This window comes from Coleofasciculus sp. D1-CHI-01 (assembly GCF_040218875.1).
Taxonomy (GTDB): domain Bacteria; phylum Cyanobacteriota; class Cyanobacteriia; order Cyanobacteriales; family Coleofasciculaceae; genus Coleofasciculus.
The window spans coordinates 13,622-28,445 of record NZ_JAVJQP010000031.1 but is presented as its reverse complement, the minus strand read 5'-3'; the positions used below and the strand labels follow the sequence as shown (position 1 = coordinate 28,445).

Sequence of the window (14,824 nt, the reverse complement as noted above, 5' to 3'; positions counted from 1 at the left end):
ATGGTAAGGATAGTTGCGGTTTTATTTATATAAACCACAGCCTGATTCACTAACTAATCACCATAAAAAAATTTTTCTTGTTTTAGAGATTGACGATTGAGGTTGACCATGAGGTATCGCGCATTGATTGTTGCCTTTTTGGCATTGTGTCTGGGGGTATTAACGGCTTGTTCGGATGCTGCAACAGCGACTAGTCCTGATCAATTGACCTACGACCAGATTAGAAATACGGGCTTAGCGAATTTATGTCCCCAGCTCTCAGAAACAACTCGTGGTTCTATTCCCATTGAGTCTGATAATTCCTATCGAATTGTCGAGCTTTGTTTACAGCCAACCAGCTTCTTTGTCAAGGAAGAACCGACAAATAAGCGTAGAGAGGCAGAATATATCCCAGGTAAGTTATTGACCCGGGCTACCTCTAGCCTAGATCAAGTTGAAGGTTCCTTGAATCCTGGAGAAAATGGCAGCCTTATCTTTACTGAAGAGGATGGCATTGACTTTCAAGCGATTACAGTACAGCTACCTGGAGGCGAACAAGTTCCCTTCATGTTCACAATTAAAAGTTTGGTTGCCACAAGTCAGCCAAACATGACAAGCGTGAATACGTCTACTGACTTTGAAGGGGAATTTAAGGTTCCGTCTTATCGAGGTGCTGTGTTCCTCGATCCCAAAGGTCGTGGTGTAGCATCTGGCTATGATAATGCGATCGCGCTGCCTTCCAAAGCGGATGAAGAGGAATTCGTTCGCGCTAACGTTAAGCGCGTAGAGACCCGATCCGGTGAGATGTCTCTACAGGTTTCTAAGGTTGATAGCTTCACGGGAGAAATTGCTGGTACCTTTGAGAGCGAACAGACGGCTGATACTGACTTAGGTGCCGAAGAAGAACCTGAAGAAGTCTTGATTCGGGGAATTTTTTACGGTCGCGTTGAAGCTGAATAGGCTTAGTGGTTAGTGCTTCGGTACTAAACTGTCTTTGATCTAATTAATTAGGGGCATGGCGATAGTCATGTCCCTTTTTACAAAAGCCGAACTGTTGTTCCAGACGTTGCATGCAACGTCTCTACCTTACCTGTTCCCTAGCAAACATGAAGAAAGGTTAAGCAAATTTACAAATTTTAACCTTAACTGGATTTTGCACTCACCCAAGACCTTGGTAGACTCAATATGCAGCTCTAAAAAATCGGCGCGGGTCGAGTCACCCCCCAATTGCCATATTCTCAAGTCCAAAATCGTAAGTAAGAGATAACGAGTACAACCAACTATGGTAGATACCCTTAAAAAACCTAGCTTTGAAGAAATCAGACCTGGCGTTAAATCCCCGGCGAAGGACACCATACTGACGCCTCGGTTCTACACGACAGACTTTGAAGCGATGGCGCAGATGGACATCTCGCCGAATGAGGATGAGCTATTGGCGATCCTAGAAGAGTTCCGTGCGGACTACAATCGCCACCACTTCGTCCGGGACGCTGAGTTTGAGCAGTCTTGGGAGCATATCGACGGTGAAACCCGCCGCTTGTTTGTGGAATTTCTGGAGCGTTCCTGTACAGCAGAATTCTCTGGATTTTTACTTTATAAGGAATTGGGTCGTCGGATCAAAGACAAAAGTCCGGTGCTGGCAGAGTGTTTCACGCTCATGTCTCGTGATGAAGCACGTCATGCTGGTTTTCTGAACAAGGCGATGTCAGATTTCAATCTGGCATTGGATTTGGGATTTTTGACCAAGAATAAGAAGTACACCTTCTTCCAGCCGAAGTTTATCTTCTACGCCACCTATTTGTCGGAGAAAATTGGCTACTGGCGGTATATCACCATTTATCGCCATCTTGAAGCCCATCCTGAAGACCGGATTTACCCCATCTTCCGGTTCTTTGAAAACTGGTGTCAGGACGAAAATCGTCATGGGGATTTCTTTGATGCGATCATGAAAGCCCAGCCGCAAATGTTAAATGATTGGCAGGCGAAGTTATGGTCTCGCTTCTTCTTGCTCTCAGTATTTGCGACAATGTATCTAAATGACATCCAACGGTCTGGTTTCTATCAGTCGATTGGTTTAGATGCCCGCGAGTATGATAAGCATGTGATTAAGAAGACCAACGAAACGGCTGGACGGGTATTTCCGGTGATTTTAGATGTGGAACATCCTAAGTTCTACGAACGTCTAGAAGTCTGTATTGGCAATAACGAAAAGTTAACGGAAATTGTTAACTCCAAAAGTCCAAAGTTCGTGCAATTTTTCAAGAAGCTGCCCTACTATGCCTCTAATGGCTGGCAGTTGCTGAGACTCTACCTGATGAAGCCCATGGAAGTTGCTTCTCAACAGGGCGTAGTTCGTTAAATAACTCAGTTCCAGACAGCATGGTATGATAGCGCGTCTGGAACGACCTCAAATTTGTCTCCGCTAAATTTCGTGACATCTTCCCTCGCTGACATCTTTATTATGGATAGCGGGGGTTTTTTCTGTAATAGTGACAGATCCAGTCATATCATGTTAATTGTTATAATCAGTAATTTTTGATGACTGACTTTTGAAGTTTTTTAATTTTGAATTTTAATCTGCGAATAAACAAGACTTAACGTTGAGTCAATACTATACTAGCTAACGACATCTTCTTCAGTTATTACAGCAGCCCTTGTTAACCCAGTGATAGTATCACTGGGTTTTTTGCCCAGGAGAATTCCCCGGCTGTTTTGCCCACCAACTGCGATTAATAAACCAATGCTCTAGACTTTATTGAGCTTCCGTTGTAGGTAAGTGATCGTTTCTCCTACAGCTTCGAGCTTACCTCTCAGTTTCCACACACTTTCACTGTTTTCTCCTCTTGATTCGATGACATTAAGAGTCCGTTGGTATTCGGTCTGACGCTCTAACCAGTAATCCAAATCCTGACGAGAGACGGATGGAGACTGATCGCTAGAATTACTCAAGGTACTATCCTCAACTCAATACCATGTCAATTCTCACATTATCCCCTTTTTCAAAAAATCGCTGCCATTCTCATTAGCTGGATCAAGTTCTAAGTGGTCGGACAAAAGAAAACTGCATTGTATGAACTTTTGTAAATAGTCCTCAAACCCTTACATAAACGAATGACATAAGACGTAGCTTGCTTCTTTTCGGGCAGTGAGTTCTCCACCTTGAACTTTAAATTGTGTCCACCTACTTATTAGCCACCTTAATTAAACAGTCCAGTTCCCATTGCATCTGAGTACAGACTTTTTCATAGCAAGCATTGACATATTCGCGATCGCTAGCTGCATCCCGACCATACCATTCAAAGACAATCGGCGCACAAATACGAGTGTAAATTTGGACAGGTAAGGGAATATTGGGTAAAGGTCCAATCGCTAATCCCCAGGGTAAACCTAAGTAGATGGGAAACACTTCCGGATCAAGACCAAATAACCAAGGGAACAATCCCCAATCGTGCAATTGTCGAACCTGGTCATAAAAATCAGCTAAGACAATCAACGTATCATGAGCGCCGTGAGAAATAACGGGTATAATCGGCACACCTTCCCGTAGTGCCAGCTTAATAAACCCTTGACGCCCCGCCAAATGGATTTTATTCCGCATGGTATGGGGACGAAAGACATCCTGTGCCCCCCCAGGGTAGACGAGGACACTAGCACCTCGACGCAAAGCCGCGATCGCCATTTTGGGATGAGTCCTGATTGCCCCCGTCTTAGCCGCTAGTCGTGCCGTGTTTGGGTCAATTTTCCAGCCATTGGGGTGCATCAGACCATAAACCGGACGTTCGGTACCAAAACGCCGAAACCAGTCATACATGACCATGATCATATCCGGTGCGACGAGTCCGCCATTGTGAGACCCCACAAATAAGGCGTTATCCTGATCCCGAATGTGATGCCAGCCATCGGTTTTCACCCGAAAGTAGTAGTGGTAAAACCATCCCCATAAGGGCATGAAAGATTGGATGGTTTGGGGATCACGTTCATCGAGTGACCACCCGGGTTTGTCGTTTGGGATTGAGTTACCATTCATGAACGAAACAAAATGTTGGGTTGGGCGGATTCTGACCAAAAGCAGAAGAGTATAAGGTTACTTTTCACGGGATCTGGAAAACATCTCTCCAAACCTCTCTCCTGCTCGGAGTAGAAGAGGCACAACCTGAGTGACTTTCTTCGAGAAACAGGATGACTTGCATCCTTGATAAATATTAACGGAACTCAATGCATAAGGCTCTACTTGCGGTATTCCCAGTCGAAAAAAAAACCCCGAAAAAAAACCCCCCCAAAAAAAACCCCTAGCTGAGCCTCGAAGACACCGCTAGGGGATTCCCAAACAACCTAAACACTAAACAGGAGAATAACGACCACGTTGGAATACGTTTAAGCTCCCTTACTTACCTAGTTTGCACCCCCGAACGGCTTTTTATGTTTAGCTATGATGAAAAGCGTGTAAAGATTTGATGAATTTTTGCCTGATTGAGTAACTCATATCACATTTTGCTCTAGTTGGGGTGAGGGGTAGCACCCATCACAATGCTTAGGGAAATCCTTGGGAAATTGATAGTACAACTCCAGTTTTCCCCAAACATTATGGATACTAACGAACTCCTGCGGCGTTATCTAGCCAAGGAACGGAATTTTCAGGGTGCTAATCTGACTCAGGTTACTTTGAATCGGGCGAACTTAAGCTATAACAATCTGAGTAATACTAATCTCACGGGAGTTGATCTGACGATTACCGAGGTAGAGAAAGCTCGATTGGGAGAGAATGAGGGACTATCTGAAGCCAGCCAGCTTGATTTGCAGCGACGTGGGGCAATCTTTGAAATGACGAGTTTTAGTGTGGGGGGAATGTCGGATTCTTAGCGGATGTTGATGGAAAAAGTGACTCATCCACTCCCAGAAAGAGAGAGTGCCAACATGAGTTGTGCTGATAGATTTCCAAGACACTCTCTCCTCCCTCTCTTCTTTGAGACAATCCTGGCTGGATCAAGCAATGTCCACTAACTGAATCTCAAACGTTAAGTCTTGTCCTGCTAGAGGGTGGTTGGCATCTAATCTCACATTCGAGTCGGTGACATCGGTAATCACCACTGGAATAACTCGCCCGTTGGGTTGTTGAATTTGTAATTGCTGACCGATTTCGGGATTCAAGTCTGGGGGCATTTTGTCTCGTGTCACCTCCAGTACCATTTCGTCTCGATGGGGACCATACGCTTTATCCATGGGAATCATTTCGGTTTTGGAATCCCCAGGCGTCATACCCATAACGGCTTGCTCGAAACCTGGAATGACCTGTCCAGCATCAATGGTGAATTCTATCGGTTCGCGACTCAGGGAAGAATCAAAGACTGTACCGTCCTTTAGTTTACCTGTGTAGTGAATTTTGACGGTATCACCCACTTTCGCTTGTGCCATATTTATTTTCCTTGGAGTTGATCAACACCTCTAGGGTATCAACTCGCGCAAATTTTGCATTATTTCTCTAGTGTGATTAATGAGTCATATCTATCTGGGAGGTGAGTCATAACTCTAAGGAAACTGTAGGGTGAGCAAGGCTAATGAACCGAGTTAATCAGTCTATCGCTTGCCCACCTTAGCTGGCATTCAGCCAGTTGAATTAGCTTACGGAGGTCAGATCCTGCTCAGACTCCTCGGCTTCAGGAGTTGAAGCGGCTAACGCTTCTGGAAGAACAGGGATAGCAAAGTTATAGGGTTCAAAGACTTCTGATGAGGGTGTCTCTGTGATAATCGCTTCAGTAGGTTGGTTATGATCGGCTTTGAGTTTTTTCACAGCGACTAACCCTCCGGCTACGGCGGCGATACCAACACCAGCAATGCCGAATTTTTTGTAGAAGTTGATTTTATCGCCAACGAGACTAGGAGATTCTCCAGAAGCACTTTGGGAAACACCCTTTTTGCCAAACGAACAAGGGAAGGCTTGAGTGGGGCTAATCGTTGCCAGGAATAGGCTACCTGTAACGGTTACGGTAGACAGGAGGCTTGTGAAAACCAGTTTGGATTTAATCATGATTGCTAAGGGATATGTCTAATCAGGGACAAAAAGCTTATCTAACAGTGTACAGACCTGATCCAATTATGGAATCATTATCCGATAGCAATTTCTCATTAAATATATAAATCAAACTCAATGATATCGCTGAGATTCTTGGCAACGCTGTCCAATGACACGTTAGAACGCAACGAGGTATAGGTATTCAGTCGGACATGGTATATGCAGCGCCACCTAGCCGGGAGTACGTCACAATATAAAAATATAAGAACTTCCCTCTCTTTCTATGGACTGGCAAGAACTATCTGGTAGCTGGGTTTTAATTCCGTCTCGTCCCGTTGGCATCGTGCATTTTTTGGGTGGGGCGTTTATTGCGGCTGCACCCCAAGTCACCTACCGTTGGCTACTTGAGCAATTAGGGCGTCAGGGTTACTTGGTTGTGGCGACGCCGTTTCTCAATACCTTAGATCACGTTGCGATCGCCCGCGAAGTCCTCAACCGTTTTGAGACGACCCTCGATCGCCTCAAAGCCACAAGACTACTCAGGAAACAGTATTTACCGATCTACGGTGTGGGACATAGCATGGGGTGCAAACTGCATCTGCTGATTGGCAGTTTGTTTTCCGTGGAACGGGCGGGTAATATTTTGATTTCCTTCAACAACTACCCAGCGAAACAGGCGATTCCGTTTCTGGAACAGTTCAATATGCTGGATCAGTTGACGTTTCTCAAGCAGTTGAATATCAAGCCAGCCTTTGACGTTGAATTTACCCCCTCACCCCAACAAACTAATGATCTGATTGCCCAGCAATACGCCATCCGTCGTAATTTACTGATTAAATTTATCAATGATGAGATTGACCAAACGGCAATCCTATCCCCTGTGCTGCAACAGCGATTTCCGAATATGGTTGTGCTACAAAGGCTACCGGGAAATCATTTAACACCGTTGGGACAAGATGTCAATTGGAAAACGGGAGATTCCTTCACGCCATTCGATGCGATCGGTCAGTGGATGAAGCAAGGGGTTTATCGAGATTTAAATCGATTGAAATTAGAGATTATTCGCTGGTTAAATCCTTTGGCAGTGGGGTAAATTGATATTGATAGATCAGTAGTCGGGCAAAAGTAGAGTTTTAATTGTGTCCACCCACTTAATTCATCAAATAAACTGTGCCGCGCTACTAAGCTGTCATGCATTTAAATTGGGCATGGGTAGCGAGCAAGATGCTCAATGTAGCGAGCAAGATGCTCAATGTAGCGAGCAAGATGCTCGCACTACAAGGATTTCGCCATTATTGACATTAAGGTTTATAGCACTACGGGGATACGTTAGGACATTTACAGCGCAAAGCGCTGTAATAAAGTACACTAAATCAAAGTCCCCCTATTTGATCCCCCTTCCGTCCCCCTTCAAAAGGGGGAGACCAGATGTTGCTTCGCTTTTTGTTCCATGGGGGAAACCAGAGGATGCTTCGCTTTTATTGCACGGGGATTTAGGGGGATCGACAATGTACCGCATAGCAGAGCAAACTGCTGTATCTGTTGCCTGTTGCCTGTTGCCTGTTGCCTGTTGCCTTTTCTTATTGTCCTAACCTCAATGCGTAGCGCTATAAATGCCGAACAGCTTAGGTTGTAGGTTGGGTTTCGACTTCGCTCAACCCAACAGAATCTAGGGCTAAAGCCCTCACTACGAACCCAAGCTAATCTACCAAATAAGCTGTGCCGCGCTACTGCCTTAAGCTATCCCACAGTTCCCCAATTAGAATTAACACTTCAATCAATAACGCCAGATTGGGATAAAACAATCCAATCAAGAAGGGAATCAGAAACTTGATGATGATCATTAGCCATTGGTGGGAATTCAAGTGTTTGAATCCCTGGATTAATTGTTGAATCCATCGACAATTTTTGGTTGAACCCATAACCGAACCTTGAACGCTACAGTTCGATGAAATCGTCCGGTTGATAGCCGCAAGCAACAGGCTTGGGGTAAAGGCTTTAGAATAAAGACTAGGTTTGGAGTTCTATCACTTCCGGTTAGGGAAAACACCTCCGGTTTTCCTGAAGTTGTTATCAAGTTTTACAGAACTCTCTGGGTTCAACGCATGACAGAGTATAGTAAAGGTCGAATCGTTCAGGAGAATGCCAAGCGTATATTGGCGGCGTTGCTGGATGTCGCTGATGGAACCTTAGAGAGGCAAAATTCCACGAAGAAACCTCTGACTGTTCGCCCTCAAACTGATCCGCCGAGATTGTTTGTTACTTGTACGATTCCCTCTCTGGTGGAATTGACCGAAAATGATCAGGCTGAGGGTGGGTTGACTGACAAGCAGGTTAGAAAAAACTGAATAGAGAGAATTATATGAACAATAAACAATCAATAATCGATTTACTCAATCAAGGAGCTAATGTTTGGAATAAATGGAGAGAAGAGAATCCTAAAAAACTATTGCATTTCAATGTAATAAACCTACGAGGTGCAGATCTAAGTAATAGAGATCTCAGTGGAGTTAATTTACAGGGAATTGATCTGCAAGGAGTAAATTTTGAGAATACAGATTTGAGCGGCAGCAATCTCTATGATGCAGATCTCCATGAAGCAAACCTTAAGGGCGCGAAATTTAACAAAGCAACTCTCAGTTCTGCAAAGCTTTTGGAACTCGATCTCAGAGGTATAAACTTCAACGAGGCAAAACTTGATGGGGCAATACTCCAACAAGCTAATCTCAGCCGTGCTAACTTTAGCAGGGCAAATCTAATGAATGCAAATCTTGATAAAGCTGACCTTAGTGAAGCAACTCTATGTGATGCTAAGCTATGGGGTGCAAATCTAGGTGAAGTGAAGCTCTGTGGGGCAAATCTTACAGGCGCACAACTGCACAGAGCGGATTTACTTAAGGCAAATCTCACAGGTGCAAATCTTACCAACGCAAACTTGGGCGGTGCATGGCTCAGAAAGGTGAATTTTAGCAAAGCAAGACTTCAAGGAACATGTACCTGTTATCTTTAATTTTGAAAAGCCAGTAAGCCACACCTTTATTGAAACTGTATCTACTCTAGCGCACATGGCTAAATTTGTAGTCGCTGACGTCACTGATCCCAAGATTGTTCTTCAAGAGCTACCTCATATTGTATGTTCAGTTGCAGTTCCAGTACTTCCTTTATTAGAGAAAGGATCAAATGAACCAATTACCCTACCAGATCTGCGGGTAAACCACCGTTCATTGCTTGATACGTGTCGGTATGAAGATATAAATGACTTGATTCAGTCCTTTGATGAAAAAGTTATGGCTTCTCTACAAACAAAAGGTGAAGAATTAAGTAGAAGGAAAGCAGAGGAACTTCTGAAAAGTAAAGAAGTGCAGTAAAGATTAAAATACTGACCGATTATCTGAAGCTAATCCACATAATTTTTCCGAAATGATTGACTCACAGCAAACAACTCAACCTTGCTTATCGGATGCAGCTAAAGAAAGTTACGGCGATAACTTTCAGGCACATCTATTAGACCAATACAAACTGTATGTAGAAATGGCTGACCGGATCAGTGCCAGAAGAGGTCAAACGAATAGCTTTTACATTTCCTTGCTGTCGGGGTGGTTGGCTTTTATTTCTATTGGCTTTAACAAAAGTCTCTTCGCAGGCTCTCAAAATATGGTTCTGTTAGCCGTAGCCATTTTGGGACTTGTCTTGTGTTTTTTGTGGCATATTAACATCCGTTCCTATAAGCAGCTTAATTCAGCTAAGTTTAAAGTTATTCATGAGATGGAAAAATATTTACCTTTTTCTTGTTATGCCACAGAAGCAGAAATGTTAAATAAAGACCAAAGTAATATTCAAAAATATTTGCGTTTGACTAACGTAGAAAAATACATCCCGCTTGTTATGGGTTTGCCCTATTTCGGTTTACTTATATACTCCCTTATTAATTTATTGAAATAATTATTTTTTTTTGAACAAATTAGCACAATTTTAATTTTTCTACAGCTTTAACGGTGCAAGATGTACCTTATTAGTGGGTTACAGTGGATATCAAATTATAGGGAGGTTTCCTTAAGTTGTCGGTTGGAGTGACGCAGGAAACCCAACAAAATTAAAGGCTTTAATGGTGTAAGGGGTGCATTGTTGGTGGGTTACGGCGGATATCCCATTAAATGGCTATTTCCTGGATTTAATTCCGCCTAACCCACCCTACTCCTGATGATCATGAAGTTCGCAGAACTTACTTAGCTGTAGTTGGAAAGGCTGGCAAAGACATCATCGAGATTGAACCTATTATCATCCAGCAGTGGCAATGGATTAGTCAGCAAGCAAAAATAGACCAATCTTTGTGGACTACATTTTTACCTGTCCTATATCACCATGCTCAACCTCAAATAATTCAAGAAGCTGTCAATCTTGCCTTGCAGCAGTACCCGGACAATACAACTATTATCTGCATTATTTTTGGCTACTTCCAAGATAATTTAGATTATGAAACCTGTTATCGATTAGCCGATTTTATCAGCCAGTCTCGACTCCATACATCGCAGTGGCAAAACTTGATCTATGCGGCGAACTTCTTTCGAGACTATGGCGAGTTAGATAAAGCCGAGGAAATTTATCAGAGAATTATTAAAAATGCTAAATTCCGAATCAGGAAGTATGGCGATGATATCCAGAAAGAAATTAACTTCGCCTCATGAAACTATGCCCTTCTCTTGCTACTACGCCAACCCCCAGATCCCTACACAGCCATGGATTATCTCCAACCTATCCTGACGAAAAACCCTAAACATGGCGTTGCTCACTGGTACATGGCGCGGTGCTATCAAGCCCAAGGTCACAATTATAGTAGCAAAGGGCGGAAGGTTTACCAAAAAGCCATCAAACATTTCCAGCAAGCGATTAAGTTTGACAATCAGAAAAATGGTCACTTCTGGTATGAATTTGGCTGCTTTTACCGAGATGCGATGCAGAACCCGACAGAAGCCCGCACTTGTTTTGAAAACTCCCTGAACCAGAATATTAATCTTCGCGCCTGTTTGGATTTAGCGGAATTAGAAGTGGCTGATGGTAATTTTTACCGGGCGAGGGTGTTGTTACAACAAGGATTAGCGTTGGTGTCGATTACTCGCCCAGAAAGGGAACAGCGCGATAGGTTAGAGTCTCGAATTAAAGGGATTCAAGCTCAACTTGATGATTAAAAGGATAGGGTTGGGGCTGGATAAAGAATGTCTACTTATCCAAGTTTAATAAAAGTCCGCGTAGGCGGACTTTGTTTGTGTAGCTGCTCCCTTCTATTCGCCAAGCTTTAATGGTGTAAGGTGTTCATTATTGGTGGGTTACGGCGGATATCAATTTATTGGGTTATTTCCTGGATTTAATTCCGCCTAACCCACCCTACATCGATTCTATCTGAGAATTATTGGTGGGTGGCGGTGGATATCAATTTATTGGTTTGTTTCCTTAAGTTTAGGTTGTTGGTTGGGTTGACGCAGGAAACCCAACAAAATTAAAGGTTTTAATGGTGTAAGGTGTGCATTATTGGTGGGTTACGGCGGATATCAAATTATCGGGTTGTTTCCTGGATTTAATTCCGCCTAACCCACCCTACATTGATGCTATCTGAGAATTATTGGTGGGTGGCGGTGGATATCAATTTATTGGCTTGTTTCCTTAAGTTTAGGTTGTCGGTTGGTTTGACGCAGGAAACCCAACAAAATTAAAGGTTTTAATGGTGTAAGGTTTTCATTATTGGTGGGTTACGGCGGATATCCCATTAAATGGTTTTTTTCTGGATTTAATTCCGCCTAACCCACCCTACATCTACATCGATTCTATCTGAGAATTATTGGTGGGTGGCGGTGGATATCAATTTATTGGCTTGTTTCCTTAAATTTAGGTTGTCGATTGAATTGACGCAGGAAACCCAACAAAATTAAAGGTTTTAATGGTGTAAGGTTTTCATTATTGGTGGGTTACGGCGGATATCCCATTAAATGGTTGTTTTCTGGATTTAATTTCGCCTAACCCACCCTACATCGATTCTATCTGAGAATTATTGGTGGGTGGCGGTGGATATCAATTTATCGGGTTGTCTCCTTAAGTTTAGGTTGTCGCTTGGATTGACGCAGGAAACCCAACAAAATAAAATTATTTGAGCGAACGGTGAGTAAGAAGTGATTCTTGGGAAGCCCCCTGTGTAATCTTCGATTTACGGGGGGAGGATCTCACAGAGCTATCACCAAAAACCTAAATAGGGGGAAGGTCGCCGAGTGACGAGGAATGGCTCGATCCGCCCGTTGACTCCAAGCCAGGTGTGCTATCACAGAATGTTGCCGGAGTTAACAAAATGTTGGAAATCTTAAGAAAATTTGTATCCTAGAAGGATATAGCACTTTAATTTTTATAACGCACCGGTGCAAGAAGACTTCCGACTGATTATTGACTTCGTATCTGTTCTGGCGTCAGCAGCGGCTGGCGGACTCTTGGCATCCTTATGCCGTCAACCCCCGCTCTTGGGCTATATCGTCGGGGGGATGATTGTCGGTCCGGCGGGTTTGGGTCTAATTAAAGAGGTGATCCAAATTGAAACCCTGGCTCAGTTTGGTGTGGCATTTTTGCTCTTTGCCCTAGGGGTAGAATTTTCCCTGGCGGAACTGAAAAAAGTACAAAAGATTGCCTTAGGTGGTGGTGGACTCCAGATCGTCCTGACTATCTTAGTCACCACATTAGTCTCTCTGGGCATGGGTTGGGTCACGTCTCCCGCCCAAGGTGTGTTTTTGGGAGGAATTTTGTCGTTGTCATCCACGGCGGTGGTTCTCAAATGCCTGATGGAACGCAACGAAACCGAAACCTCCCACGGGCAAGTCATGCTGGGGATTTTGGTGGTGCAAGACTTGGCATTGGGGTTAATGTTAGCAGTACTCCCGGCTTTAGACCAACCCACTGACGTGATTGGTATAGCCGTGGGACTTGCCCTATTGAAAATTGGTCTATTTGCGGCGGGTGCCATTGCTGTAGGAATATGGTTGATTCCGTCGTTATTACGATTGCTTGCCCGTACTGAAAGCCGAGAGGTATTTTTACTCGGGGTTGTGGGTTTATGTATGGGAATTGCCCTGCTGACAGAACAGTTAGGACTTTCGATTGAAATGGGGGCGTTTGTGGCGGGGTTAATGATTTCCGAGGTGGAATATGCCGATCAAACCCTAACTTATGTGGAACCCTTGCGCGATGTCTTTGCTGCCCTCTTTTTTGCCGCGATTGGGATGCTAATCGATCCTATTTTTCTATGGACTAACCTGGAATTGATTTTGGGATTGGTTTTGCTGGTTTCGGTGGGTAAAGCTTTAATTATAACACCAATTGTCAAACTATTTGGCTATCCCTTAAAAACAGCAATTCTGGCAGGTCTGGGGTTAGCTCAAATTGGGGAATTCTCGTTTGTGTTAGCCAGTGAAGGACAAACATTGGGATTAGTGCCTCGCCCGGTGTATCTATTGATTTTAGGAACAACGGCAGTGACGTTAATTGTGACACCGTTTCTCTTACGATTAACACCCTTGGCATTGAACTGGTTAGAGAATTTTCCGCCCTTACAACGGTATTTTGAACCGATGGAAACTCCGAAAGCCGTATCACTTAATAGCCAACAGCTAAAAGACCATGTGGTGATTTGTGGGTATGGAAGCAGCGGTAGCAATTTAGTGCGACTGATGCGAGAGCATGATTATCCTATCGTAGTGGTTGAGCAGTCAGAGCAGGTAATTGGGCAATTACGTGACGCGGGAATTCCCTATGTTTACGGCAATGCGGCGAGTTTACACGTTTTGGATAAAGCTGGGGTAGAACGGGCAAAATCCATGGTGATTGTCTTGGCTGATGCCATGAGTAGTCGGTTATGTTTAAAGCGATCGCTAGAATTAAACCCCAATTTAGATATCGTCGTGCGGGCGAATAAGGATCGGGAGATCGAACTGCTGTACCAACTGGGGGCGCGAGAGGTGGTGCAACCGGAGTTTGAGGCATCTTTGGAGTTAGCGACGCATTTGATGTCAGGAATTGGCGTCCCCAATTGGGTGATTCAGCAGGAAATGGAAAAAATTCGCAGTTCCCATTACCTGGATTTGCGCCCGCAACAACCCCAATCTCAGATTGCCCGCGATTTGCGGACGGCGGCTGAGATGATGAATAGTAAGTGGTATGATTTGCCAGAGGATTCTCCACTGACGGGTATGACGTTAGAACAAGCCGATATTCGCCGCTTAACCGGGGTTAGCTTGGTGGCAATTCAGCGGACTGAAGGTGAGGAAATCGATTATCCCGATGCTGGGGTGAGTTTGGAAGAAGGCGATCGCCTTTTAGCGGTGGGTGAACCCGATGAACTCTCTGCCTTTAAGAAATTGGCAGAGGGGGAAATGACAAATCCTGCCACCAGCAGTCCCTGTCAATGGGTGTTGGTACCCCAAGAGAGTCCAGCCCACGGGAAAAACCTGTCCCAACTCCATTGGCGGCGTCAATATGGGATTCAGGTGCAGGCAATCCGTCGAGAAGGGAAGTTTATCCCTTTTCCCGATGGGAATGCCGAAATTCGAGCGCAAGATCACCTGCTATTGTGTGGCGGAAGTTATCCCCTAAATCAATTACAGGAGTGGTTAACGCCCCTGCCTGATAGTAGTATCACCGATGTTCCGCTTCATCAAACTCTGACAAATGACAAATGACAAATGACAAATGACACCTGAGTCGGGGCGGGTTTAGTTACATCTGGTTGCAACCGAAAAGATAGTCGTGAAACCCGCCCCTACAGAGACGCCACATACCGTGAAAAGTCAGGATGAATGACGAATG

The 14,824-nt window shown here is 44.2% G+C and carries 16 protein-coding genes; 11 read left to right on the top strand and 5 right to left on the bottom strand.

Features of this window, described 5'->3' with window-relative positions:
* The first annotated feature begins 108 nt into the window (after window positions 1-108).
* Both psbO and acsF read left to right on the top strand, forming a co-directional pair.
* Window positions 109-939, top strand: a complete 831-nt coding sequence (gene psbO, locus RIB93_RS06470; RefSeq protein WP_446371408.1) for a photosystem II manganese-stabilizing polypeptide — start codon at window positions 109-111, stop codon at window positions 937-939.
* Window positions 940-1,261: 322 nt separating this feature from the next.
* On the top strand, window positions 1,262-2,338 hold the full coding sequence (acsF, locus tag RIB93_RS06465; RefSeq protein WP_446371406.1) for a magnesium-protoporphyrin IX monomethyl ester (oxidative) cyclase: 1,077 nt from the start codon (window positions 1,262-1,264) through the stop codon (window positions 2,336-2,338).
* 386 nt (window positions 2,339-2,724) lie between these two features.
* On the opposite strand, the gene RIB93_RS06460 is transcribed toward acsF, so the two are convergent.
* Entirely contained in the window at window positions 2,725-2,928 is a 204-nt protein-coding gene (locus RIB93_RS06460; protein ID WP_006097876.1) for a hypothetical protein, read from the bottom strand.
* Window positions 2,929-3,160: 232 nt separating this feature from the next.
* Window positions 3,161-4,006 (bottom strand): lysophospholipid acyltransferase family protein, encoded by an 846-nt coding sequence (locus RIB93_RS06455; RefSeq protein ID WP_446371404.1) that lies wholly within the window; start codon window positions 4,004-4,006, stop codon window positions 3,161-3,163.
* A gap of 557 nt (window positions 4,007-4,563) precedes the next feature.
* Between RIB93_RS06455 and RIB93_RS06450 the strand changes: the two genes are divergently transcribed.
* Complete coding sequence (locus tag RIB93_RS06450; RefSeq protein WP_446371402.1) at window positions 4,564-4,839, top strand: pentapeptide repeat-containing protein; 276 nt, start codon at window positions 4,564-4,566, stop codon at window positions 4,837-4,839.
* Window positions 4,840-4,962: 123 nt separating this feature from the next.
* Here the strand turns inward: RIB93_RS06450 and RIB93_RS06445 are convergent, their stop codons facing one another.
* Together RIB93_RS06445 and RIB93_RS06440 are read right to left on the bottom strand one after the other, a co-directional pair.
* Window positions 4,963-5,391, bottom strand: a complete 429-nt coding sequence (locus RIB93_RS06445; RefSeq protein ID WP_446371400.1) for an FKBP-type peptidyl-prolyl cis-trans isomerase — start codon at window positions 5,389-5,391, stop codon at window positions 4,963-4,965.
* A 202-nt stretch (window positions 5,392-5,593) separates the two neighbouring features.
* Entirely contained in the window at window positions 5,594-6,004 is a 411-nt protein-coding gene (locus RIB93_RS06440; RefSeq protein ID WP_446371398.1) for a hypothetical protein, read from the bottom strand.
* 268 nt (window positions 6,005-6,272) lie between these two features.
* Between RIB93_RS06440 and RIB93_RS06435 the strand changes: the two genes are divergently transcribed.
* The gene (locus RIB93_RS06435; RefSeq protein WP_446371396.1) at window positions 6,273-7,082 is read left to right on the top strand and encodes a DUF1350 family protein; all 810 of its coding nucleotides are present in this window, start codon (window positions 6,273-6,275) and stop codon (window positions 7,080-7,082) included.
* A gap of 634 nt (window positions 7,083-7,716) precedes the next feature.
* On the opposite strand, the gene RIB93_RS06430 is transcribed toward RIB93_RS06435, so the two are convergent.
* Window positions 7,717-7,911 (bottom strand): hypothetical protein, encoded by a 195-nt coding sequence (locus RIB93_RS06430; RefSeq protein WP_446371394.1) that lies wholly within the window; start codon window positions 7,909-7,911, stop codon window positions 7,717-7,719.
* A gap of 183 nt (window positions 7,912-8,094) precedes the next feature.
* On the opposite strand from RIB93_RS06430, the gene RIB93_RS06425 reads away from it, so the two are divergent.
* From RIB93_RS06425 to RIB93_RS06395, 7 genes are all read left to right on the top strand, one after another.
* Window positions 8,095-8,337: a hypothetical protein gene (locus RIB93_RS06425; protein WP_446371392.1), complete on the top strand. Its 243-nt coding sequence runs from the start codon at window positions 8,095-8,097 to the stop codon at window positions 8,335-8,337.
* Between the two features lie 14 nt (window positions 8,338-8,351).
* Window positions 8,352-8,999 (top strand): pentapeptide repeat-containing protein, encoded by a 648-nt coding sequence (locus tag RIB93_RS06420; protein WP_446371390.1) that lies wholly within the window; start codon window positions 8,352-8,354, stop codon window positions 8,997-8,999.
* Between the two features lie 55 nt (window positions 9,000-9,054).
* Window positions 9,055-9,357 carry a hypothetical protein gene (locus tag RIB93_RS06415; RefSeq protein WP_446371388.1) on the top strand — a complete coding sequence of 101 codons (303 nt, stop codon included), beginning with the start codon at window positions 9,055-9,057 and terminating at the stop codon, window positions 9,355-9,357.
* A 52-nt stretch (window positions 9,358-9,409) separates the two neighbouring features.
* Window positions 9,410-9,931 carry a RipA family octameric membrane protein gene (locus RIB93_RS06410; protein ID WP_446371386.1) on the top strand — a complete coding sequence of 174 codons (522 nt, stop codon included), beginning with the start codon at window positions 9,410-9,412 and terminating at the stop codon, window positions 9,929-9,931.
* A gap of 386 nt (window positions 9,932-10,317) precedes the next feature.
* Window positions 10,318-10,674 (top strand): hypothetical protein, encoded by a 357-nt coding sequence (locus tag RIB93_RS06405; protein WP_446371384.1) that lies wholly within the window; start codon window positions 10,318-10,320, stop codon window positions 10,672-10,674.
* 15 nt (window positions 10,675-10,689) lie between these two features.
* Window positions 10,690-11,175, top strand: coding sequence for a tetratricopeptide repeat protein (locus RIB93_RS06400; RefSeq protein WP_446371382.1), 486 nt, complete (start codon window positions 10,690-10,692; stop codon window positions 11,173-11,175).
* Between the two features lie 1,215 nt (window positions 11,176-12,390).
* Window positions 12,391-14,697, top strand: coding sequence for a cation:proton antiporter domain-containing protein (locus RIB93_RS06395; protein ID WP_446371380.1), 2,307 nt, complete (start codon window positions 12,391-12,393; stop codon window positions 14,695-14,697).
* The last annotated feature ends 127 nt before the right edge of the window (window positions 14,698-14,824 follow it).